Origin of the sequence: Candidatus Microbacterium colombiense (assembly GCA_029203165.1) — a bacterium.
In the GTDB taxonomy this organism is placed as follows: domain Bacteria; phylum Actinomycetota; class Actinomycetes; order Actinomycetales; family Microbacteriaceae; genus Microbacterium; species Microbacterium colombiense.
Map to the genome: position 1 here is coordinate 486263 of CP119308.1, position 21158 is coordinate 507420.

The 21158-nt window shown below is 68.4% G+C and carries 18 protein-coding genes; 7 read left to right on the top strand and 11 right to left on the bottom strand.

All coding sequences use genetic code 11. The features are described 5' to 3' along the window. Positions 1-71: 71 nt before the first annotated feature. Positions 72-1400, bottom strand: coding sequence for an MFS transporter (locus P0Y60_02475; GenBank protein WEK61648.1), 1329 nt, complete (start codon positions 1398-1400; stop codon positions 72-74). A 74-nt stretch (positions 1401-1474) separates the two neighbouring features. On the opposite strand from P0Y60_02475, the gene P0Y60_02480 reads away from it, so the two are divergent. Further along, on the top strand, positions 1475-2056 hold the full coding sequence (locus P0Y60_02480) for a helix-turn-helix domain-containing protein (GenBank protein ID WEK61649.1): 582 nt from the start codon (positions 1475-1477) through the stop codon (positions 2054-2056). A 131-nt stretch (positions 2057-2187) separates the two neighbouring features. Here the strand turns inward: P0Y60_02480 and P0Y60_02485 are convergent, their stop codons facing one another. The 5 genes from P0Y60_02485 to P0Y60_02505 form a co-directional block, all read right to left on the bottom strand. Continuing rightward, on the bottom strand, positions 2188-2874 hold the full coding sequence (locus P0Y60_02485; protein WEK61650.1) for a hypothetical protein: 687 nt from the start codon (positions 2872-2874) through the stop codon (positions 2188-2190). After that, the gene (locus tag P0Y60_02490; protein WEK61651.1) at positions 2874-3776 is read right to left on the bottom strand and encodes an ABC transporter ATP-binding protein; all 903 of its coding nucleotides are present in this window, start codon (positions 3774-3776) and stop codon (positions 2874-2876) included. Before P0Y60_02490 ends, P0Y60_02485 begins: the two co-directional genes overlap by 1 nt. Further along, a complete protein-coding gene (locus tag P0Y60_02495) occupies positions 3773-4159 on the bottom strand; it encodes a GntR family transcriptional regulator (GenBank protein WEK61652.1) in 387 nt (128 codons plus the stop codon). Before P0Y60_02495 ends, P0Y60_02490 begins: the two co-directional genes overlap by 4 nt. Positions 4160-4293: 134 nt before the next feature. Beyond that, on the bottom strand, positions 4294-5094 hold the full coding sequence (locus tag P0Y60_02500; protein WEK61653.1) for an ABC transporter permease subunit: 801 nt from the start codon (positions 5092-5094) through the stop codon (positions 4294-4296). Then, a complete protein-coding gene (locus P0Y60_02505; GenBank protein ID WEK61654.1) occupies positions 5087-6022 on the bottom strand; it encodes an ABC transporter ATP-binding protein in 936 nt (311 codons plus the stop codon). Before P0Y60_02505 ends, P0Y60_02500 begins: the two co-directional genes overlap by 8 nt. An 87-nt stretch (positions 6023-6109) precedes the next feature. Here P0Y60_02505 and P0Y60_02510 point away from each other — a divergent pair, with 87 nt between their 5' ends. The 4 genes from P0Y60_02510 to P0Y60_02525 all read left to right on the top strand — a co-directional run bounded on the left by P0Y60_02510 (position 6110) and on the right by P0Y60_02525 (position 10992). Next, positions 6110-7321, top strand: a complete 1212-nt coding sequence (locus P0Y60_02510; protein WEK61655.1) for a methyltransferase — start codon at positions 6110-6112, stop codon at positions 7319-7321. 351 nt (positions 7322-7672) lie between these two features. Further along, positions 7673-8977: a glycine betaine/L-proline ABC transporter ATP-binding protein gene (locus P0Y60_02515; GenBank protein ID WEK61656.1), complete on the top strand. Its 1305-nt coding sequence runs from the start codon at positions 7673-7675 to the stop codon at positions 8975-8977. After that, positions 8977-9987 carry a proline/glycine betaine ABC transporter permease gene (locus tag P0Y60_02520; GenBank protein ID WEK61657.1) on the top strand — a complete coding sequence of 337 codons (1011 nt, stop codon included), beginning with the start codon at positions 8977-8979 and terminating at the stop codon, positions 9985-9987. The genes P0Y60_02515 and P0Y60_02520 overlap by 1 nt, the downstream gene beginning before the upstream one ends. An 84-nt stretch (positions 9988-10071) precedes the next feature. Further along, positions 10072-10992: a glycine betaine ABC transporter substrate-binding protein gene (locus tag P0Y60_02525; GenBank protein ID WEK61658.1), complete on the top strand. Its 921-nt coding sequence runs from the start codon at positions 10072-10074 to the stop codon at positions 10990-10992. Between the two features lie 120 nt (positions 10993-11112). On the opposite strand, the gene P0Y60_02530 is transcribed toward P0Y60_02525, so the two are convergent. The 4 genes from P0Y60_02530 to P0Y60_02545 are packed head-to-tail and all read right to left on the bottom strand — an operon-like array spanning position 11113 to position 13392. Next, entirely contained in the window at positions 11113-11880 is a 768-nt protein-coding gene (locus tag P0Y60_02530) for an ABC transporter permease (protein ID WEK61659.1), read from the bottom strand. After that, positions 11877-12650 carry an ATP-binding cassette domain-containing protein gene (locus P0Y60_02535; protein WEK61660.1) on the bottom strand — a complete coding sequence of 258 codons (774 nt, stop codon included), beginning with the start codon at positions 12648-12650 and terminating at the stop codon, positions 11877-11879. Before P0Y60_02535 ends, P0Y60_02530 begins: the two co-directional genes overlap by 4 nt. Further along, the gene (locus tag P0Y60_02540) at positions 12647-13018 is read right to left on the bottom strand and encodes a DUF1048 domain-containing protein (protein WEK61661.1); all 372 of its coding nucleotides are present in this window, start codon (positions 13016-13018) and stop codon (positions 12647-12649) included. The genes P0Y60_02535 and P0Y60_02540 overlap by 4 nt, the downstream gene beginning before the upstream one ends. 2 nt (positions 13019-13020) lie before the next feature. After that, positions 13021-13392, bottom strand: coding sequence for a PadR family transcriptional regulator (locus tag P0Y60_02545; protein WEK61662.1), 372 nt, complete (start codon positions 13390-13392; stop codon positions 13021-13023). Between the two features lie 217 nt (positions 13393-13609). Between P0Y60_02545 and P0Y60_02550 the strand changes: the two genes are divergently transcribed. Next, positions 13610-16321 carry a glycoside hydrolase family 97 catalytic domain-containing protein gene (locus tag P0Y60_02550; protein WEK61663.1) on the top strand — a complete coding sequence of 904 codons (2712 nt, stop codon included), beginning with the start codon at positions 13610-13612 and terminating at the stop codon, positions 16319-16321. A gap of 136 nt (positions 16322-16457) precedes the next feature. On the opposite strand, the gene P0Y60_02555 is transcribed toward P0Y60_02550, so the two are convergent. Next, complete coding sequence (locus P0Y60_02555) at positions 16458-18617, bottom strand: alpha-galactosidase (GenBank protein ID WEK61664.1); 2160 nt, start codon at positions 18615-18617, stop codon at positions 16458-16460. A 9-nt stretch (positions 18618-18626) separates the two neighbouring features. On the opposite strand from P0Y60_02555, the gene P0Y60_02560 reads away from it, so the two are divergent. Beyond that, positions 18627-21119: a glycoside hydrolase family 97 catalytic domain-containing protein gene (locus P0Y60_02560; GenBank protein ID WEK61665.1), complete on the top strand. Its 2493-nt coding sequence runs from the start codon at positions 18627-18629 to the stop codon at positions 21117-21119. Positions 21120-21158: the final 39 nt, after the last annotated feature.

Genomic DNA, 21158 nt, shown 5'->3' on the forward strand with positions numbered 1-21158 from the left:
GTCTCGCTCTCTTCCGCGGGGAGGGTGGTGCGCCCACGATAGTCCAGCGCACCGACACGGCGGCGGCCGCGTCAGCCCACCTCGTACTGCCTCGCGTGTTCCGCCCAGCGTGATTCGACCGGAAGTGCGCGGAGGGCCCGGTTGCCGACGGCCAGGCCGACCGCGATCAGACACAGCGCCGCGCAGATGAGGATCGTCCCGTCGCGACCGAGAACCGTGAGGCCGAAGCCGGCGATCAGCGGTGCGAGGGGCATCGCGCCCATGCCCAGCACGCCCGCGGCGCTGCCTGCCCGACCGAGCAGATGCGTCGGGGTCGCGACCATGAAGTAGCCCATCATCCCGGCGTTGAGCGACGGCAGCAGCAGCACCGCGCCGCCGAGCACGGCGATGATCGCCCACGGAGTCGTCACGAACGAGAGCCCGATCACGGCGACGGCGGCGACCGCGAGACCGGCGATCGTGAGCACGCCGGCACCGATGCGGGGCACGAGCAGGGGTGCCACGAACGCTCCGACGAGCATCGCGATCCCGATCCCCGCCGAGATCGTGCCGATCATGAGTTCTGAGTATCCGTCCTGCTGCAACGCGTAGATCACGGTCGTGATCGCGGCATTGAACCCCAGGTTGATCATCGTGGTGATCACGAGCACTCCACCCAGATCGGGGCGCGAGAGCAGCCAGGTGAAACCCTCGCGCATCTCCCGCCACACGGATGCCGTGTCGAAACCGGGATCATCTGCCGCGGGGGCGGCGTGTTCGAGCGCGGCGCGCCGGAGCGCGGGCGCTTCGTCTCCGTTTTCGCCCGCAGCGGTCGAGCGGCCGCGCTCCAGCATCCACGCGGTGAGCGCGGCGATCACATGACAGACGGTCATGGCGACGCCGATCAGCCAGCCGCCCACGCCGAGCAGGAGTCCGCCGAGGGGGCCGCCGGCGAGCTGCAGCGCGGCATCCCGGCCCTGGTTCGCGGCCTGCGCGCGGCCCATGGCGTCGTCGGGCACGATCTCCTTGATCGCACTCTCGCCCGCGACGTCGAACAGGCCGCTGCGCGCCGCGAGCAGCACGTCGATCACCAGCAGGGTCACGAAGGTGAGCGAGTCGGTGAGGGCGAGCGCCGTGAACGCGCCGGCGAGCAGTATGCCGAGGAGCGACCCCCACAGCATCAGGGCGATGCGCGGATGCCGATCGGCAAGGATGCCGCCCATCAGCGTCGCGAGCAGGCGGGCGACCATCGCCGCGGCGCCGACGATGCCGGCCTGGGCGGGGTCGTTCGTGATGATCAGGGCCAGCAGGGGGATCGCGAATCCGAACAGTGCCGCGGCCATGCCCTTGCTCGTGTCGCTCACGAGCCAGATCAGATAGCGGGTGTTGCGCCACAGGCGGTGCGCGGTCACGGTGGTCATGCCTTGAGAGTAAATGCGCAAGAACAATTGCGCAAGTCTTATTGCGCAATTGTGAGTGCGGATAGACTCGCGCCATGAGCGAGGAGCAGAAGCGACCCGATCCGGTGTGGATGACATCGGCCATGCTCAAGGCGTACACGCATCCGCTCCGCCGCGAGATGCTGCATCTGTTCCGTCAGCGCGAGCACCTGCGGGCGGCCGACATCGCCGAGGCGCTGGGTGTCGCGGCCAACAGTGCGAGTTTCCACCTGCGGGTGCTCGCCGACGCGGGGCTGATCGAAGAGGCGCCGGAGCGCGCCCGTGACCGCCGCGATCGCGTATGGGCCCTGCGCAAGCAGGCGCTGAGCCTCGGCGGGCCGGAGAACCCTGTGCCGGACGAGGTACTCGGTGGGGTCATGATGAACGCGCTCGCAGAGGAGCATCACGAGATGCTGCGCCGCGTGCTCGCCTGGACTCCCGAGTACATCAGCGGGCGCACCACCGAGACCCATGCGGCATTCTCCCAGCGCTCGGTGCGACTGACCGGGGCCGAGTTCGATGCACTCGTGGAGCGCATCGAAGACGTGATGACCGAGGCGGTCGAGGCGCATGACGCCGGCGACCCCGACAGTCGTGCGTGGCAGATCGACCTCCTGGCCGCCGATGACCGGATCTGAGCTCGGTGTGGGCGGGTGCCGAAACGGCGACGATCCGCAACGCGATCGGCGCGGCGCGTGAGAACGCGCCGCGCCGAGAGCGGATGATCCGGACTTTCGCCCGCCAGGCGAGTGAGCTCAGGCGAGTGAGCTCAGGGGATCGCCCGTCGGAAGGCGAGGAACGAGACCCCGGTGAGCACGGCGACCACGACGAGTCCCCAGAGGGCCAGGCCCAGGGCTCCGAGGTCGCCGATCGTGCGCCACACGCTCATCCACAGCTCGAGCCGCGTCGCGAGGAACACCAGTCCGACCAGCACCAGCCCGAGCCCCACACCCACGACGGTGAGCACGAGCGGCCCCCAGCTCTTGTAGATCGTGGCGCCGGTGAAGCCGACGACGAACAGCAGCAGGGCGAGCGTGAAGTAGACCACGAAGGCCCCCACCGGTCCGGCCTGCCACAGCCACGGCAGGTAGAACACGTAGCCGTTCACGCCGTAGCCGTTCGTGGCCATCTCGATCCCGCCGCCGATCAGGAAGATCACCCCGAGGAACGCGCTGCCCAGGATCGCCGTGAGCATGGTGCCCGCGAAGAACTCCCGCCGCGTGATGCTCATGGCCTGCGAGAACGGGAACGTGAGCGTCATGGCCGAGATGCCGATCGCGAAGAAGTACCACAGGGGAGCCTGACCCCCGCCGCCGTACTTCGGGCCGTCGGTCGGGATCATCGCGTAGATGAGGATCGAGAGGGCCGTCGCCGCACCGAGGATGATCAGCGGGACCCAGATGAACGTCTGCCGGTTGATGAGCTGCAGGCGGATGACGTTGAGCGTGCGTCGCATCAGCGGACCTCCTCTTTCACGGCCGACCGCGCGTCGGCCTTCTGGGTGAGTCGCACGATGAGCTGCTGCAGCGACACCGGCGCCAGGTCGAGACCCGCCGATGTCACCTCGGCTCGCTCCTCGGTGGACAGTGCGCCCAGCACGGTGACGGATGCCACGCGGCCGAGCGCTTCTCGATGAAGCACCTCGCGGCCGCCCACCCAGGCGTCCACTGTGGCGGCATCGCCGACGACGGTCACCGCGCGATCGCGCACGGCATCCGTGTCTTCGTTCAGGAGGATCGTGCCGTTGTCGATCACGATCACCTTCTCGATGAGGTTGGAGACCTCGTCGATCAGGTGAGACGAGAGGATGACGGTGCGCGGGTGCTCCGCGTAGTCCTCGAGAAGCCGGTCGTAGAAGATCTGCCGGGCGACCGCGTCGAGGCCGAGGTAGGGCTCGTCGAAGAACGTGAGGTCGGCGCGCGAGGCGAGGCCGATGATCACGCCGACCGCCGACAGCTGCCCGCGGGAGAGCTTCTTGATCGTCTGCTTCATGGGCAGCTGGAACTCGGTGACGAGTTCGTCGGCGAGGGCCTGGTCCCAGTTCGGGAAGAACAGGCTCGCAGCCTTGAACGCGTGCTTCGGATAGGCGTCGTCCGGGTACTTCTGGCTCTCTCGCACGAAGCAGATGCGGCCGAGCACGCGCGAGTTCTCGTAGGGGTGCTCGCCGAACACGCGCACGGTGCCGGACGACTCGAAGTTCTGAGCAGTGAGGATCGACATCAGCGTCGTCTTGCCGGCCCCGTTGCGTCCGAGCAGGCCGTAGATCGCGCCGCCCTCGATCGTGAGCGAGACGTCGTCGAGCGCTCGCTTGTCCTTGTAGCGCTTGGTGAGGTTCTGCACCTCGATGACGGTGGTCATGCGGGGTTCTTCCCTTCTGCGATGGTGTGTGCGGCGCGCTGCCGGAGCAGGTCCGCGAGGTCGTCGGCGCTGAGCCCGAGCGTGCGGGCTTCGGCGAGGAGTGGGTCGAGGTAGCGGTCGGCGAACACGGCCCGACGCTCGCCGAGGAGGATCTCCTTGGCGCCGTCGGCCACGAACATCCCGATGCCGCGGCGCTTGTACAGCACGCCCTTGTCGGTCAGCATGGCGACTCCCTTGGCTGCGGTGGCTGGATTGATGCGGTAGAACGCGGCGAGCTCATTCGTGGAAGGAGCCTGCGCCTCTTCGGCGAGCGAGCCGTCGACGATCGAGTCCTCGATCTGCTCGGCGATCTGGAGGAAGAGCGGTTTGCCTTCTTCGATCACGAGTCCTCCGGTCGGTTAGTGGGTTACTTACTCGACTAACTAACCATGCAACCCGAAGGGTGTCAAGGGCGTGTGTGGCGGGCACAGTTTCGGGGCGGATGATCCGCGCGGATCCCGGGCGGATGTGCGGCGGGCTATGCCGTGATGTCGCGACGCTCGAGCACGAGGGCGGATGCCGCGGCGAGCACGAGCGCGATCCCCCAGACGAGCGCGAGACCGCCGAGATCCACACCGTCGAGCAGGGGTGACCGGTGGTATACCCAGGCGTACGGCGAGAGTGCGTTCAGCCACTCGACGTCGGAGGACTGCTTCGCCACGGCCTGCAACACGTAGCCCAGCACCGCGATCCCGGCGCCGACAGCGGTCGCCCAGACCTTGCGCCCGGTGAGCGCACCCGCGAAGAGGCCGGCGGCGGCGCTGAGGAACGCGAGTCCGACCAGGGCGGCGCTCGCCCCGATGATGCGCGGCGGATCGATGCCGAGCTTCGCCGGTTCGTTCATCACCCACACCAGCACCCCGGCGAAGGCGCCCAGCCAGGCCAGGCGCACGAGCACCGAGAGCGCGGATTCGGCGGCGTAGCTGACGCGACCGATGCCGTGGGCCAGGTCGAGTTCGAGGCGGCCGGACTCTTCGGCACCGGCGATCGCACCGGCACCCCAGATGACCGCGGCGATCGTCAGCAGCAGGAACCCGATGAGGCCGTAGAACGTGCTCTGCGTGTAGCCGGCGCCTGTGGAGATCTGGTCGTAGCCGATCGTCTGCACCAGCTGCTTCGGGAGTGCGTCGATGATGCTCTGCAGTTCCCCGCCGGTGCCGAAGCTCGGGTACAGGGGCAGGTACAGGAACAGCACCGCGGCGACGCCGACCGACCAGCCGAGCACGCCACGCCACGACTCGCGGATGCTGCGACGGAACACCGGCAGCGCGCTACTCATGTCCGTCACCGCGCTCCTGCGCGGCCTCCCCGTACAGCCGCAGCACGGACTCCTCCAGGTCGGGCTCCTCGATCGTGAGGTCACGCACCTCGAATCGGGCGAGGTGCTTCAGCAGCGGATCGATCGCGCCGTCGACGGTGCCGGAGAGGTGCACGAGGCCGTCGCGTGACTGCGCCTCGACCCCGCCGAAACCGGGCACCGAGGCGAAGGAGGAGTGGATGCCGGCGGCATCCGTTGACGCGATCGACGCACGCACCCGCCGCACCGCGCCGAGTCGCAGCGACGCCACATCCCCGTCGGCCACGATGCGTCCGTCGGCCAGCACCGCGACCTCGTCGGCGGTCTGCTGGATCTCGCTGAGCACGTGAGAACTGAGCAGCACGGTCTGCCCGGCGTCGCGTGCCTCGCGCACCATCTGCAGGAACTCGCGCTGCACGAGCGGATCGAGGCCGCTCGTCGGCTCGTCGAGGATGAGCAGTTCCGGGTGGTGCATGAACGCCTGGATGAGCCCGAGCTTCTGCTTGTTGCCCTTCGACAGGGTGTGCACGGGGCGGGTGAGATCGACACCGATCCGCTCCGCGAGCTGCTGCGCGGCGCCGGGAGCGACCGGGCCCGACACCTCGGCGTAGAACGCGAGCAGGCGATGACCGGTGACGCGACCGTCGAGATGCAGCTCGCCCGGCACGTATCCGATCCGGCGCCGGAGGGCCGCGCCGCCGCGCCGCGGATCCTCGCCGAGCACCAGAGCCGTGCCGGAGGTCGGTCGGATGATGTCGACCAGGGTGCGCAGGGTGGTCGTCTTGCCGGCGCCGTTCGGGCCGATCAGTCCGAAGACCGTGCCGGGCGCCACGCGCAGATCGAGCCGGTGCAGCGCGGTGTGGTGGCCGTACTTCTTGTGCAGCCCGGTGATCTCGATCGCAGCGCTCATGGTGCCGTCCCTCTCCCGCTCTCCGGAGCGTATGCACGGGGCTGGTCGGCGTCAAGAGCCTGCGCGTGCGCCGCGTACAGTGGGCTGGTGCCGGAGTTCCCCTACAGCCGCCTGCGCCGCTGGCCCGACGTCGAGGCGGACAACCTGCAGGCGCACGACGCGACCGACCTGCTGCTCATCGCGCGCGCTGTCGCCGCCGTCTCTGAGCGGGGGCTCGGCGGCACCGAGATCGCCGTGATCGGCGACGAGTACGGGGCGATCACGCTTGCACTGGCCGACGCGGGGCTGCACGGAATCCGCGTGCATCAGGATCTCGCGACGGGGCGCCGTGCGCTCGCGCGCAATGCCGAGCAGCTCGAACTCGACGGCTTCCGCCCCCACGAACTCGATGCGGCTCTGCTCACCGGCGCCCGCCTCGTGCTGCTGCAACTGCCGAAGGGGCTCGCGGAGCTCGAGCAGATCGCCGACGCTGTCGCCCGATGGGCCGCGCCTGACGTGGTGCTCATTGCCGGAGGACGCGTGAAGCACATGACGCTCACGCAGAACGAGGTGCTGGGTCGCAGCTTCGACCGGGTGCAGGCCGAGCGCGCCGAGCGCAAGTCGCGGCTGGTGATCGCCGAAGAGCCGCGGGAGGTGCCGGCGGCTCCGCCCTACCCGGTCACCGCGGTGCATGACGGCATGACGGTCGTCGCGCACGGCGGGGCCTTCGCGGGGCCTCGGATCGACATCGGCACGCGGGTGCTGCTCGAGGTGCTCGACGCCGACCGTTCACAACTCCTCAAGAACTCCCCGAATCCGGCCGAATCGGGGCCGAATCCGGCCGACAGCGGCAGTTTCTCCGGAGTTGTGAACGCCCACCCGGCGCGCACCGTCGTCGATCTCGGCTGCGGCACCGGTGTGCTGGCTGTCGCGTACGCCCGGGCGCACCCCGATGTGCGCGTGATCGCGACCGACCGCTCCGCCGCGGCCGTCGCCTCGGCCCGCGAGACGGTTGCGCGCAACGGTCTCGCCGACCGCATCACGGTCACCCACGACGACGCCGCGTCGGACCTGCCCGATGCGAGCGCCGACGTCGTGCTGCTCAACCCCCCGTTCCACCTCGGCAACAGCGTGCACACGGGCGCGGCGACGAGGCTCTTCGGGGCCGCGGCCCGGGTGCTGCGACCGGGCGGTGAGCTGCTCACGGTCTTCAATTCCTCCCTCGCCTATCGCCCCGAACTGACCCGTCTGATCGGTCCCACCGAGCAGCTGCAGCGCACCTCGAAGTTCACGGTCACGCGCAGCATCCGCCGCCGCTGACGCCGCATCGACGCGCCCGTCGGGGTGATGCACGGAACACTGACAGAACCCTATGCAATCCCCGGTCAGACGGTGAAAGCGCCGCCCCTCGCGCGCACCGGATTTGCCCCTGACCGGCCATTTCGTTACGTTGGAATGCGGGCCTGACGGTCCGAAGACCAGTCCGCGGTCACGTCCTTCTTTCGATGAGCTGTGCTGCGAAGAGGCGTGGGCGTATGGTCGATTCTCTATCGCGGTGGATCCTAAATCCGCCGTCCGCGCCGCCACAGCATCATGTCGAAACGGCCGGGAGGATCACCCGGGCGTAACCGAAGCAGGCTCAGCCACCCGAAGGCGAGCCGCGGGGGAAACGTGTCCGAAATCGCTCTTGAAGCGCGCAATCTGTACAAGGTGTTCGGGAAGAATCCGAGCAACGCCGTCCGTCGACTGAAGGCCGGTGAGAGCAGAGCAGACGTCACCGATTCCGGAACAGCAGCCGTCATCGACGCCAGTTTCACCGTGAACCGCGGAGAGATCTTCGTGATCATGGGCCTCTCGGGCTCCGGCAAATCGACCATCATCCGCATGCTCAACGGTCTGCACGAGGCGAGCGACGGATCCGTCGTCGTGAACGGCGACTCGATCACCGGCATCCCGAGTTCCCGTCTGCGGGAGATCCGTCGCGACCGCATCTCGATGGTGTTCCAGCACTTCGCCCTGCTGCCGCACCGCACGGTCGCCGCGAACGTCGCCTACCCGCTCGAGCTCAAGGGCATCGGCAAGGCCGAGCGCCTCGCGAAGGCCGAGGAGATCCTGGGCCTCGTGGGTCTCGAAGGGCAGGCCGAGAAGCTGCCCTCCGAGTTGTCGGGCGGCATGCAGCAGCGCGTCGGCATCGCCCGTGCGCTCGCCGCCGACAGCGACATCCTGCTCATGGACGAGGCGTTCAGCGCACTCGACCCGCTCATCCGCCGCGAGATGCAGGAGCAGCTGCTCGAACTGCAGCAGAAGCTCCAGAAGACCATCGTCTTCATCACCCACGACCTCAACGAGGCGATGTTCCTCGGCGATCGGATCGCGGTCATGCGCGACGGTCGCATCGTGCAGATCGGCACCCCGGAAGACATCCTCACCGACCCCGCGAACGATTACGTCGAGCAGTTCGTGCAGGACGTCGACCGCGCCCGCGTGCTCACCGCGGCCAACGTGATGGAGCGGGCCCGCCCCGTCGTCCCCGAGACCGCCGGTCCCCGCACGGCCCTGCGTCAGATGCGCGACGCGTTCATGTCGGCGACCTACGTCACCGGCCGCGACCGGAAGCTGCTGGGTATCGTCACCGACCGCGAGGCCGTGAAGCTCGTGCGCAACGGGGTGTCGACGCTCGCGTCGATCCTCAAGCCCGTGCCGCAGAGCGTGAGCGAGGACGAGGTGCTCATGAATCTGTTCGTGCCGTCGGTCGAGTCGCCGCTGCCGCTCGCGGTGGTGGATGCCGAAGGCCGGCTGACCGGAGTGATCCCCCGCATCACCCTGCTCGCCGCCCTGGGCCCCGGACCGGGTGCGACGGGGGAGCTGACGCTGCCCCTGATCCCGATGCCGCAGGCCGAGATCGACGCCGTGCTGGATGACGGGTGGACCGCCGAGCCGCTTCCCACGGCCCCGACCGCGGAGGAGGTGCGCTGATGGACGGTTTCCGCATTCCGATCGGTACCTGGGTCGCGTCCGGCGTCGACTGGATCAAGACCAACCTCGACGGCCTGCTCGACGTGGTGTCGTTCGTGGTGAACTTCCTCGTCGACGCGCTCACTCGCGCGCTGCTGAGCCCGCACTTCATCGTGATCATCGTGCTCGCCGCGCTCATCGCCTGGGTCGTGCGCTCGTGGCAGCTCGCGATCGGCACCGTGGTGTCGTTCGGGCTGATCGTGGCCATGAACCTCTGGGTGCCCGCGATGCAGACGCTCGCGCTGGTGCTCGTCGCCGCGATCGTCGCCGTGCTGATCGCGGTGCCGCTGGGCATCTGGTCGGCGCGCAACGCGTCGGTGCGCGCGGTGCTCAAGCCCGTGCTCGACTTCATGCAGACCATGCCGGCGTTCGTGTACCTGATCCCGGCCATCGTGTTCTTCGGCATCGGCGTGGTGCCCGGACTCGTCGCCACGGTCATCTTCGCGTTGCCTCCCGGTGTGCGGCTGACCGAGCTCGGCATCCGCGGCGTCGACTCCGAGACCGTCGAGGCAGGGCAGGCGTTCGGCGCGAAGCCGGGGCAGATCCTGCGCGGCATCCAGCTGCCCCTCGCGATGCCGACCATCATGGCCGGGGTCAACCAGGTCATCATGCTCGCCCTGTCGATGGCTGTCATCGCCGGTATGGCGGGCGCAGACGGACTCGGGAAGATGGTCGTCGAGGCGATCTCGACCATCAACATCCCCAAGGGTGTGGAAGCGGGGCTGGGCGTCGTGCTCATCGCCGTGTTCCTCGACCGGGTGACGGCGGCGCTGGGCGCGGCCGGTCAGAACTCCTCGTCACTGCTGGGCCTGCTCGCCCGTCGTCGCGACCAGCGCCGACTCGACGCGGCAGCCGCTGCGGGCGAGGCTGCTGCTCACGGCGCCGCTGTTCACGGCGCTGCTCACGACGGCGTCGACGGGGCGGAGCAGGATGCGGCATCCCCGCACCGCGCTCCCGTCGCCGCCCCCTGACCCCCCCCGCCCCTCTGACCCCCGCGCCTTCGGGCGCACCTGCAACACACACAGCACACACATACGGAACTGGAAGAGATCACCATGAAGAAGAACATCGTCACCATCGCGGCGCTCGGCGTCGCAGCATCCCTCACCCTCGCCGGCTGCAGCGGCGACGGCATGGGCGGAACCGGCGGAGGCACGGGCGACGGCGGTAGCGGCTCGGGCGACAAGGGCACGATCACGCTGGGCTTCCTGCCCTCGTGGACCGACGGCCTGAGCACGGCGTACCTGCTGCAGGACCAGCTCGAGAAGATCGGCTACACGGTCGAGATGAAGACGCTCACCGAGGCGGGTCCGCTGTACACCGGTCTCGCGCAGGGCGACGTCGACATGTACCCGTCGGCCTGGCCCGAGCTCACTCACGCCGAGTACATGGACACCTACGGCGACGACATCGAGGACCTCGGCAAGTACTACGCGAACGCGAAGCTCACGCTCGCGGTGCCGGAGTACTCCGACCTGACCTCGATCGAAGACCTCCAGGGCAAGGGTGCCGACTTCGACGGCAAGATCTACGGCATCGAGCCGGGCGCCGGCCTCACGAAGCAGACCCAGAAGATGCTGCCCGAGTACGGCCTCGACGGCGAATACGAGCTGGTCACCTCGTCGACCGCGGCGATGCTCACCGAGCTGAAGACCGCGACCGACAAGCAGGAGGATGTCGTCGTGACCCTGTGGCGTCCGTTCTGGGCCAACGACGCGTTCCCCGTGAAGGACCTCGAAGACCCCAAGGGCGCGATGGGCGAGGCCGAGGGGCTGCACTTCCTCGGCACGAAGGGCTTCGCGGAGGAGTTCCCCGAGGCGGCCGAGCTGATCAAGCAGATCCAGCTGGACGACGAGCAGTACGGCGCGCTGGAAGACCTCGTGGTGAACGAGTTCGGCGAGGGCCAGGAAGCGGATGCCGTCGACGCATGGCTCGAGCAGTACGGCGACCAGTTCGACTGGGTCGTCACCAGCTGACCTGAGTAGCCCTTCCGTGCACGCACGGAGGGAGGCGAATACCCCGGGGTAGGAGTGGATGACAGCATCCGTCCTACCTCGGGGTATTCGCCTCCCTCGGGGCGGGGGTCACGGCGCCGATCAACTGATCCTCCGGCGATAGGCGAGCATCGCGAACACGTAGGCGACCACGAGGATGCCGACGCACCAGGCGAGTGCGACCCAGATGTCGGTCCCCACCGGTTTCTCGGCGAAGAGCGCCTGGATCGTGTTGACGATCGAGGTCACCGGCTGATTCTCGGCGAACCACCGCACCGGGCCCGGCATGGTGTCGGTCGGCACGAAGGCCGAGCTGATGAACGGCAGGAAGATGAGCGGATACGAGAACGCGCTCGCCCCGTCGACCGTCTTCGCGCTGAGGCCCGCGATGATCGCCAGCCAGGTCAGGGCCAGGGTGAACAACAGCAGGATGCCGATCGCCGCGAGCCACGCCAGCGGGCTCGCCCCGGTGCGGAATCCCATCAGGAAGCCGACGCCGAAGATGATCGCCAGGGTGATGCCATTCGCCACGAGCGATGTGAGCACATGGGCCCACAGCACGCTGGATCGCGCGATCGGCATGGAGTGGAACCGCTCGAAGATGCCGCTCTGCATGTCGGTGAGCAGCCGGAACGCCGTGTAGGCGATACCGGAGGCGATCGCGATGAGCAGGATGCCGGGCAGCAGGTAGTTCACGTAGTTCTCTGCGCCGGTGCTCTGGCGCAGGGCTCCTCCGAAGACGTAGACGAACAGCAGCATCAGCGCGATCGGGGTGACCGCCGTGGTGATGATGGTGTCGGCGCTGCGGAAGATGTGCCGCATCGAGCGGCCGGTGAGTGTCGCGGTGTCGGCGACGAAATGCGTGCTCATGCTGCGTCCTCCTTCGTGACCGGGGCGCCGACGAGGGTGAGGAAGATCTCCTCCAGGCTCGGCTGCTTCTCGACGTACTCGACCTTCGCCGCCGGAAGCAGCGTCTTCAGCTCGGCGAGCGTGCCGTTCGCGATGATGCGTCCCTCGTGCAGGATCGCGATGCGGTCGGCCAACTGCTCCGCCTCATCGAGATACTGCGTGGTGAGCAGCACCGTGGTGCCGGTGTTCGCGAGCTCCTTGACGACGTCCCACACCTCGATGCGTCCCTCGGGGTCGAGGCCGGTGGTCGGTTCGTCGAGGTAGATGACCTCGGGATGCCCGACCAGGCTCATGGCGATGTCGAGCCGTCGCCGCATGCCGCCGGAGTAGGTGCCGACCTTGCGCGACGCGGCATCCGTCAAGCGGAAGCGCGTCAGCAACTCATCGGCGACGGCGGCGGGCGACGGCAGGTGGCGCAGTCTCGCGACGAGCACGAGGTTCTCGCGACCGGTGAGGATCTCGTCCACCGCCGCGAACTGCCCGGTCAACGAGATCTTCTCGCGCACCTGCAGCGGGTTCGCGGCGACGTCGATCCCGTGCACCGCCGCGGTGCCGGCATCCGCCGTCAGCAGTGTCGAGAGGATGCGGACCATCGTGGTCTTGCCCGCACCGTTCGAGCCGAGCAGGGCGAAGACGCTGCCGCGCTGCACGTCGAAGTCGACGCCGCGCAGCACGTGCAGATCCTTGTACGACTTCTCGATGCCGCGCACCGAGATCGCTGCCTCCGTCATGATCGTTCCTCCGTCTTCTTCGCCTTGTCGACGGCCGTGATCAGGCGTGCGCGCTCCTTGTCGATCCACTGCTTCCCGCCGTAGGCGAGGGTGTAGTTCTCGGCGAACTCGACCGGGTCGTCGCCCACGATCGCGCTGACCGGGGTGCCGTCGATCGCGGCGCGCTCCCACAGGTCGGCGTGGTCGGCGATCATCTGCACGAGGGTGTCGCCGTCGGTGATGCCGCCGTAGTACATGAAGTATCGGTCGAACGCCTCGGCCGCGCCGCGGTACGGCTCGGGGAGGGCGTCGAGACGCTTCTTCGCGTCGCGGTACTGCTTCTTCTGCTCGAGCGATCCGGTGAGCGCTTCGATCCATCTGGCAGCCATGATCAGTTCTCCTTGCTGGTGGTGTGTGTGGTGCCGGTCGTGTCTGTCGTGCCGGTCGCGCGGAGGTGCTCGATGCGTCCGGCGAGGAACCCCCAGGTCTTCCAGAACTCCTCGAGCTCTGCGCGACCCTGCGGATTGAGGGAGTAGACCTTGCGGGGCGGCCCCTTCTCGCTCGGCACCTTCTCGACGTCGACGAGTCCGCGCTGCTCGACCCGCACCAGCAGGGCGTAGATCGTGCCCTCGGCGATGTCGGTGAAGCCGTGCTCGCGCAGTCGTGCGGTGATGTCGTATCCGTACGCCGGCTGCTCGGCCACGAGCGCGAGCACGATGCCCTCGAGTGTGCCCTTGAGCATCTCGGTCATCTGTTTTCCCATGGTGCTCCCTCCTTCGTCCGTTGGTACTCAGTGATGATGAGTACCGGTACAAAGTAACACTGAGTACCGGTACTTAGCAACACTGAATACTGAACTTCTTCGGATGCGCGTGGCGGATGGCGGAGCTGTGGTGCCACTTCTTTTTACTTGACGATGTAACTTAACCTTGGAAAGATAATCCCGCCAGCGCGACGATGCGATGGCGGAAGGAGCCATGATGGCTGCACTCAGACGTCTGTCCTTGGCCACGGTGGCCGCACTCGTCCTGTCCGGAGGGCTGGTGCTGGCATCTCCGGCAGCGGCCGTGACGGACCACACGGTGACATCTCCTGATGGGGGAACCGCCCTCACCGTCCGCAATGAGAACGACGGAACCCTCACGTACACCGTCGTTCAGGACGGCGTGACCGTGATCGCGTCGTCGAAGATGGGGGTCGTCACCGCTGCCTCCGACCTCTCGACCTCACTCGCCTTCGATTCGGAGACCAACACCGCGGTCACGCAGAACTACACGCTGGTCGAGCACTTCAACGGGTCGGTCTCTTCCTCCGCCAATCAGATGACCCTGCGCTACCACCGGGGGAGCGCCCAGCTCGCCGTCGTGGTGCAGGCGCATGACGACGGCGTCGCCTTCCGCTATGAGGTCTCGGGCGTGGGCAGCACCACCATCACGCGCGAGGCGACGACCTTCGCCCTCCCCGCTGACACGGGTCTCTGGGCGAGCGACTACCGCAGCGCCCGCGACTACGAAGATGCGTACCCGTACGTGTCGGCCGCATCGATGGGCACCCGGCACTTCTCGATGCCGACCCTGGCGAGCATCGCGAACAACGCCCGCTGGGCGCTGATCTCCGAGGCGGCGGTGTACGTCAACCCGACGTATCCGGCGACGCGGCTCGACGCGCAGGGCAACGGCAACCGCACGCTCAAGGTGCAACTGCCCGGCCCGGACAACGACGTCTTCAACACGTCGACCGCTGCCACCCAGGTGGCGACCAATGGATCGTTCGTGACCCCGTGGCGTGCGATCGCGGTGAGCTCCGCGCTCGACGAGATCGTCAACACCAGCCTCATCACCGACCTCAACCCGGCGCCCGCGGCGGGCACCGACACGTCGTGGATCCGTCCGGGCAAGGCGCTGTGGTCGTGGTGGTCGAACGAGGAGAAAGCCTCGGAAGGCGACGACATGGTGCGCTCCCAGAAGGAGTACATCGACATCGCCGAACAGCTGAACATGCAGTTCGTCACGGTCGACTGCTGCTACAACGACGCCGACGGATCGATCGAGCAACTCGTCGCCTACGGCAAGAAGCGCGACATCGGCATCTTCATCTGGAAGAACAAGGGCGACTACGTCAACGGGGATGGGTCGTACTTCACCCAGGCGCAGCTCGACACCGCCATGCAGGCCGTCGCGAACCGCGGAGTCGCCGGCGTGAAGATCGACTTCATGCAGAGTGACCGGCTCGACACGATGGCCCTGTACGACCGGATCGCGAAGGCGGCCATGAAGGCGCACGTGCTCGTGAACTTCCACGGCAGCACCAAGCCCTCGGGTGAGAACAGGACCTATCCGAACATCATCACCACGGAGGCGATCCTGGGCAACGAGCAGTACAAGTACGGGCGTCCGCCGACGGCCGTCGACAGTGCGACCTACCCCTTCACGCGCAATGCGGTGGGCGGGATGGACATGACCCCGGTCATCTTCTCGAACCCGAACCTGCTGACCACGCACGCGCATCAACTGGCTCAGAGCGTGTTGTTCAGCTCGGCGATGCAGCACTTCGCCGACTCGGCTGCCGCGTACGAGACCTGGGTCGGGCGGCATCTGCTCAGCGCGGTCCCCACGGTGTGGGACGAGAGCAAGCTCGTGGAGGGATTCCCTGACGACTTCGCGACGATCGCGCGACGGTCCGGCAGCGAGTGGTACATCGGATCGGTCGCTGACGCGGCTCGCACGACCAGCATCCCGCTGACCTTCCTCGGAGCAGGGACGTTCACCGCGACCCTGTTCAAGGACGGTGCGAACGACCGCCAGATCGTCACGCAGACGCTCTCGGTGACCTCGGCGACGACACTGGCCGTGCCGATCCGGGCGCATGGCGGACTCACGGTGCACATCAGCGCGAACCCGCTGCCGTTCAGCGGCACGAGCGACCGGGTGCTCGAGGCGGAGGCGAGTGGGAACACGCTCGCCGGTGGTGCCAGCGTCGCGTCCTGCCCCGGATGCTCGGGTGGTTCGAAGGTCGGCAGTCTCGGCAACGGGGCGACCGTGCGGTTCAACGCCGTGCAGGCGCCGGTCGCCGGGGCCTACGTGCTGCGGGTCGGATACCTCGCCGAGGATCCCCGCTCGTTCACGGTGTCGGTCAACGGCGGCACGGCGCAGACGGTCTCGCCGCCGCGCTCAGGCAAGGGGAACGCGGGAAACCCGAGTGGATGGGACATCGTGCGCGACGTCGAGGTGCCCGTCACGCTGACGGCCGGCGCGAACACGATCACGATCGGCGGATCGAGTTACGCGCCTGACATCGACCGCATCATCGTGCTGCGCTCGTATGAGGCCGAATCGGCGAGCAATACCCGCACGGGCACTGCGGTGACGGCCTCCTGCACGGGCGCGGAGTGCTCCGGGCAGAAGGTCACGGGACTCACGGGTGCGTCGACGCTGGTGTTCGCCGGCGTGCAGGCGCTGACGGCCGGATCGACCACCGTACAGATCCGCTACACGGCAGCGACCGCTCGTACGGCTCAGGTGCGCGTCAACGGCGGATCGCCGATCACGGTGGCGTTCCCGGTCACGGCGAACGCGAACGACGTGAGCACGCAGACGGTGCATCTGCCGCTGACCGCGGGTGCGAACACCATCACGATCGATGCGGCCGGTGGCACGGGGCCCGACGTCGACCGGATCGTCGTCCGGCAGTAGCCGCGACGACGGGCGGCCGTCGCGAGAAACACCTCCTGCGGCGAGACATCACGCAGGAGCGTGTTTCTCGCGGCGGGAGGTGTTTCTTGAGGCTGGGCGTGTTTCTTGAGGCTGAGCGTGTTTCTTGAGGCTGGGGTTACACCGCGGTCAGGTGCAGCAGCATCGCCTGGCCGGGGTTGAGCAGAGGCAGGGGGAGGCCCTGCGCCAGGGCAGCGCCGGTGAGCGTGAGATCGCCGTCGGCGCGGAGCCAGGCGGGGTCGGCCACCTGGTGGCGGCTGGCCGCACCGATCTCCTCCCGGGCGCGCACGCGGTACAGCCTCGTCGCGTCGAGTCCGGGGAGCGGCACGCGCGCCGTGTTCGCGGTTCCGCTGGTCTCTACGCGCACCCAGGCGAACACCGCTTCGGAGGCGTCGGGCGCCACGACCCCGTGCAGCAGGGCACCCCGGTCGACGTCGTCACCGCGCACCGTGACACCCGAGTGGATCAGGCCGCGCAGCTCGCGGTAGAGCGCCGTCCACGTCGTGATCGCGGCACGCTCGTCGTCGGTCGCGGTCGTCAGATCCCACTCCAGTCCGGCGTGGCCGAACAGGGCGGTGATGGCACGGAACGAGAAGTCGGCGTGGCGGTGGGTCGTGTGCGATTCGCCCGGACCGATGTGTGCTCCGATGAGTTCGGGGGGCAGCAGCGTCTGTGTCCAGCGCTGGATCTGCTGTCGCTCGATCGGGTCGTTGCAGTCCGACGCCCAGACGCGGTCGGTGCGGGCGAGCACGCCCAGGTCGGTGCGGGCGCCTCCACTCGCGCACGATTCGATCTCGAGATTCGGATGCCGCTGGCGAAGCTCGTCGAGCAGGCGGTAGAAGCCCAGCGTGTGCGCGTGCACCCGTCGCGCCCCACCGGCGCCGATCGCGGCGTGCAGGTCGCGGTTGTGGTCCCACTTGACGAAGTCCACGGCGCTCTCGTCGATGACGCGGTCGAGCCGGTCGAGCAGGTGCTCCACCACCTCGTCGCGCGACAGGTCGAGCACGAACTGGTGCCGCCAGGCGAGCGAGGGTTCTTCCTGCAGGAACCATTCCGGATGCTGCCTGGCCAGCTCGGAGTCGGGATTGACCATCTCGGGTTCGAACCACAGCCCGAACTGCATGCCCAGGGCGTGCACGCGATCTGACAGCGGCTTCAGGCCCTGCGGCCACACGTCGGGGTCGACCGACCAGTCGCCGAGCCCGGCGTGGTCGTCGCGACGCCCGAGGAACCAGCCGTCGTCGAGCACGAAGCGCTCGACCCCGACCTCGGCCGCGGTCGTCGCGAGTCGGGTCAGTGTCTCGAGGTCGTGGTCGAAGTACACCGCCTCCCACGTGTTCAGCAGCAGGGGTCGCGGGGTCTGCGGATGACTCGGCCGGGCGCGCATCGAGGTGTGCAGGCGCGCGGTGATGCCGTCGATCCCGGCGTCGCTCCAGATGAAGACGATCTCGGGGGATGCGTATGTCTCGCCCGGCGCGAGCGCGATCTCGCCCGCATCCACCAGCTCGCCGCCGCCGAGGGTCGAGCGGTGCACGCCCGCCCCTTCGGGCAGGCGCTCGACGAGCATCTCCTGGTTGCCGCTCCACGCCACATGGGCCGCCCAGATCTCGCCGGTCCGGAAGCGGAAGCCTTCGGTGCCCGCGAGCGTGAGGAACGATGAATCATGCCCTGGTCGGCCGCGGCGAGACGACCGCACCCAGGTGCCGTCGTTGATCGGGGCGCGCTGTGGGAGGCGCTCGTTCGTCCATCGACCGCTGAAGTCCAGGATCTCCGCGGCGCGACTCGGCAGCGGCACCAGTGCTCTGGCGGCCGTCACATCGACTCGCTGATCCACGCCGATGTTCGACACCTCGACCGCGGCGTGCAGCACGCCCGCCGCATCCAGCCGGTATGAGAAGGCGACCTCGACCGAGGCGGAGGCCTCGCGCAGCACGAAGCGCGCGCGTTCACCGTCGCCCGTGCCGCTGATCAGGGCGAACCCGTCGAGGATGCGCTCGCCGGTGTGCGCCTCGATCGCGGGGGTGCCCGACCAGCCGTGCGCGCGGCCTGCGGCGATCGAGAACGACCGCGCGGTGTCGAAGGAGCTGTTCATCACGGCGGGCTCGGCGGTGGCGAGCATGCCGGGGACGTCGGCGTCGCGCAGCGCTGATCCCCAGTGCACGATCGAGGGCGCCCCGAACGCATCGGTCGCGAACAGCACGCTCACGCCGCCGTTGCGCAGATGCACCGGTGCGCTCTCGACTTTCTGAGCATCGTGAAGTTTGATACTTGACGTCATGAATTAATGATGCGTATTCTCATCGAAGACCGCAACTCGAACCCGATCGACAACGGAGTCCTTCCCGTGACCCATGCCCTATCCGAGACCGTCGTGGACGTCATCCACGGCGAGCGCCGTGCCGTCCTCACCGCCACCGCTGAGCGCCCGACGCTCGTGTGGGACGTCGCCGGCGAGATGCTCGCGACGATGCCGCTCGGCCTCGAGGTCGATGGCGCAGACCTCGGTGCGGGCGCCCGGATCGTCACGTCGACCGAGCGCGAGGTGCGCGAGGAATGGACGGCCGCGTTCGGCAAGGCGACCGGCGCACAGAGCGGGACGCACATCGAGACCACAGTCGTGCTGCGCACCGGTGAGCGGGAGTGGGCGGTCGTCATCCGCGTCTCGTCCGATGGCTTCGCCTTCCGCTATCGGCTTCCCGCCGACGCCCGTGGGCTGGGTGCCGAGCACACCCGCGTCATCGTCGCCGCCGAGTCGCGCGCCTGGGTGCTCGATTACCAGACCTGGTACGAGACGCCGCGCTACGGCGCCGACCTCGACGGCCTCGCCTCCGGAGACTACGGGTTCCCGCTGCTGCTCGAGGTCTCGCCCGGCCGATTCCTCTTGATCTCCGAGGCGGACATCAATGGTCGCACCTCGGGCGCACATGCTGCATACGACGGCGAGCACTTCCGGATCGTGCCGGCTGACGCCCTGATCGAGGTCGAGGGCGCACACCTCACCCCCTGGCGGGTGGGCATCGCGGGCTCCCTGGCCGAGGTCGTCGCATCGACCCTCGTCGACGAGCTCGCTCCGGCCGCGGCTTCCGAGGCCTTCGTCGCCCGCCCCGGCCGCGCCGCATGGTCATGGTGGTCGAGCCAGTACTCCGGTGCGTACCTCGACGTGCAGAAGCGATTCACCGACTTCGCTGCCGAGCAGGGCTGGGAGCACGTGCTCGTCGACTGCGGATGGGACGCGGCGTGGGTGCCGGAACTGGTCTCGTATGCCAGCGTCCACGGCATCCAGGTGCATCTGTGGAGCTCGTGGAGTGACCTCGACGGCGAGGAGAGCCTGCGCAAGCTGGCGCTCTGGCGTTCGTGGGGCGTCGCGGGCATCAAGGTCGACTTCATGGAGTCGGAGGCGCAGGAGCGCTACCGCTGGTACGACGCGATCATCGAGGAATCGGCACGAGTCGGACTCGCGGTCAACTTCCACGGATCGGTGATCCCGCGGGGCTGGGCGCGCACCCACCCGCACGTCGTGAGCTACGAGGGCATCCGCGGCGCGGAGTACTACGTCTTCTACGGCACCCCGCTCACGGCGGCGCACAACGTGATCCAGCCGTTCACGCGCAATGTCGTGGGGTCGATGGACTACACCCCCGTCACCTTCAGCGCTCCGGAGCGCGAGACGAGCGACGCCCACGAACTGGCGCTCGGCATCGTCTACGAGAGCGGGATCACGCACTTCGCGGATGACCCCGACCAGTACCGCACGCGGCCGCTCGCCGCCCGGTTCCTCGCTGACCTGGCGCCGACGTGGCACGAGGTGCGGCTGCTCGACGGGCACCCAGACACGCACGCGACCCTCGCGCGGAGGCACGGCGACCGCTGGTTCGTCGGCTGCATCGGCGCGGAGCCCGGTGGCGCCACGGTCTCATTCGACCCGAGCGCGTTGGTCGACGGCCCCGCCGAGGTCTGGATCATCCGCGACGGCGAGGGGGGCCTGGTCGAGGACCGCCTGCAGGATGCCGCGGGCCTGATCGATGTCGTGCTCGCCCCTCGGGGCGGCTTCGTCGCGATCGTCGTGCCCGCCGGCGCAGAGGTGCATCGTGCCTCCGCCCGAACCCCCCTGCCCGCGCCGACCCGCGCCGACGAGCTGCTCATGCTCACCGGCGACCGCGTCATCATCGACACCGATGCCGAGAGCATCCGCCTTCCGCTCGGATGGGAGGCGTCCCGTGTGAGCGAGCGCACCTGGTCGGCCGCCCCCACGGTGCCGGTCGCTCCGGGCACGCTCGTGGTCGCGACCTTGGAGAAGCCCGGCCACGACGGGGTGCCGGTGGTCTCTCACGTGCGGATCGTCGCTCCGCTGGCCGGCGAACCGCATGACCTGTCGGACGCGGCCTTCCTGTCGACGAGCAACGCGATCGGTCCGGTCGAGCGCGGTCTCGCGAACGGTGGGGGCGATCCCCGTGACGGCGCCGCGCTCACGGTGCGCGGCGAGGTGTTCGCCGACGGGCTCGGTGTCGCGCAGTCATCGTCGGTCGTGTTCGCGATCCCCGGTGCTCCGCGGCATCTGACCGGATCGGTGGCCGTCGACGACGAGACTCCGGCGGCCGACGCGCACGCCGAGATCGTGCTCGACGGCGAGGTGGTGGCACGCTTCGCCCTCACCGGCGGGAGCGTCCCGACACCCTTCGAGATCGACGTCGACGGCATCACGACCCTGGAACTCCGCACCTCCCCCGGTGCGGCCGAAGAGACGCACGTCGACTGGCTCACGCTGCGACTCGCTGATTGACGACCTGGCAGAGACGCCAGGCTGACCTAGAGGAGAAGA

What these genes read in the sequence shown, in the direction of transcription:
- P0Y60_02475 (WEK61648.1), bottom strand. Translation starts at nt 1,400, where the DNA reads ATGACCACCGTGACCGCGCACCGCCTGTGGCGCAACACCCGCTATCTG.
- P0Y60_02480 (WEK61649.1), top strand. Translation starts at nt 1,475, where the DNA reads ATGAGCGAGGAGCAGAAGCGACCCGATCCGGTGTGGATGACATCGGCC.
- P0Y60_02485 (WEK61650.1), bottom strand. Translation starts at nt 2,874, where the DNA reads ATGCGACGCACGCTCAACGTCATCCGCCTGCAGCTCATCAACCGGCAG.
- P0Y60_02490 (WEK61651.1), bottom strand. Translation starts at nt 3,776, where the DNA reads ATGACCACCGTCATCGAGGTGCAGAACCTCACCAAGCGCTACAAGGAC.
- P0Y60_02500 (WEK61653.1), bottom strand. Translation starts at nt 5,094, where the DNA reads ATGAGTAGCGCGCTGCCGGTGTTCCGTCGCAGCATCCGCGAGTCGTGG.
- P0Y60_02505 (WEK61654.1), bottom strand. Translation starts at nt 6,022, where the DNA reads ATGAGCGCTGCGATCGAGATCACCGGGCTGCACAAGAAGTACGGCCAC.
- P0Y60_02520 (WEK61657.1), top strand. Translation starts at nt 8,977, where the DNA reads ATGGACGGTTTCCGCATTCCGATCGGTACCTGGGTCGCGTCCGGCGTC.
- P0Y60_02525 (WEK61658.1), top strand. Translation starts at nt 10,072, where the DNA reads ATGAAGAAGAACATCGTCACCATCGCGGCGCTCGGCGTCGCAGCATCC.
- P0Y60_02530 (WEK61659.1), bottom strand. Translation starts at nt 11,880, where the DNA reads ATGAGCACGCATTTCGTCGCCGACACCGCGACACTCACCGGCCGCTCG.
- P0Y60_02535 (WEK61660.1), bottom strand. Translation starts at nt 12,650, where the DNA reads ATGACGGAGGCAGCGATCTCGGTGCGCGGCATCGAGAAGTCGTACAAG.
- P0Y60_02540 (WEK61661.1), bottom strand. Translation starts at nt 13,018, where the DNA reads ATGGCTGCCAGATGGATCGAAGCGCTCACCGGATCGCTCGAGCAGAAG.
- P0Y60_02545 (WEK61662.1), bottom strand. Translation starts at nt 13,392, where the DNA reads ATGGGAAAACAGATGACCGAGATGCTCAAGGGCACACTCGAGGGCATC.
- P0Y60_02550 (WEK61663.1), top strand. Translation starts at nt 13,610, where the DNA reads ATGGCTGCACTCAGACGTCTGTCCTTGGCCACGGTGGCCGCACTCGTC.
- P0Y60_02555 (WEK61664.1), bottom strand. Translation starts at nt 18,617, where the DNA reads ATGACGTCAAGTATCAAACTTCACGATGCTCAGAAAGTCGAGAGCGCA.
- P0Y60_02560 (WEK61665.1), top strand. Translation starts at nt 18,627, where the DNA reads ATGCGTATTCTCATCGAAGACCGCAACTCGAACCCGATCGACAACGGA.